Raw genomic sequence first — 980 nt, 5'->3', positions numbered from 1 at the left:
CCGAGCAACATGCCAATCACCGGACTGACAGAAATGCCTATTCCCAATACGCCGAATACTTTACCCAATTCTTCGCCAGAAAAACTGTCCCGCAACATGGTTTGCGTCACCACAGAACCAACCGCAATACCAAAGGCGCTCAACGCTCGAGCCAACATGACCACATCAAAGCGATCAGTTTGCATCGCAACCAATGCAGAAAGCCCATAAACGAGCAAGCCAACTAGCATGGTTGGACGTCTTCCCCATTTATCTGCTAATAGACCCCAAACCACGACTCCGATTGCAAATGCTGTAAAGTAGATCGATAGGGTTTGCGCTGCTTGCGTATAGGTGACTGAGAATGACAGTGCAATATGACCAAGTGCAGGGCTGTAAATCGTCTCTACAATTTGTGGAAACATCAGCATCACAACCATTAATCCAATAGAAGGTTTCGTTTTCATTTTTGCCTCTCTATCCCACTTCGACCTGATGAATTCAGAAGCTTAAGTGGGTAACAAACTTAACTTGGCGCGCAGTATAGAAGGCGTTATGCTTTACCCATTAACATCATTAAGACCAAAAACATCAAAATTCGGACAAATGGCACTTATTGAAGAAAACACTCAGTTTGATGCAGACAAGCTCACAGCCAACGTGGTCGGCATTGCTGCAGATGTTGGTAAACACGACTCAGGGATGCATCAGCACCATAAAGGTCAGTTACTTTACGCGCCACAAGGATGCATGACGTTTGCCCTAAATGATTCCATTTGTATTTTGCCGCCAACCAAAGCAGTGTGGATCCCACCTCATACTCCACATCGCGCCGTAATGACGAATGTTGTGGCGTATCGTTCTGTTTATTTCGATTGTGACAAGTTTTCTTGCCCGAAAAACATCGTAATGATTGAAGTTAACGATCTCCTAAAAGCACTGATCAATAAAATGGCTTTGTGGGAGTGGGACATAGAACAAACCAAAACAAATGCGACAAC

2 protein-coding genes are annotated in these 980 nt (G+C 44.6%); one reads left to right on the top strand and one right to left on the bottom strand.

All coding sequences use genetic code 11. From position 1 onward, the window contains the following. A partial coding sequence (locus tag R7O13_RS24810) for an MFS transporter (RefSeq protein WP_318304929.1) occupies positions 1-446 on the bottom strand: 446 nt, incomplete at its 3' end. 139 nt (positions 447-585) lie between these two features. Here R7O13_RS24810 and R7O13_RS24805 point away from each other — a divergent pair. After that, on the top strand, positions 586-980 hold a 395-nt coding region (locus R7O13_RS24805), incomplete at its 3' end, for an AraC family ligand binding domain-containing protein (RefSeq protein ID WP_318304930.1).

The sequence above is a fragment of the Vibrio sp. Y176 genome (genome assembly GCF_033438945.1).
This window is presented reverse-complemented; position numbering and strand designations above follow the sequence as displayed.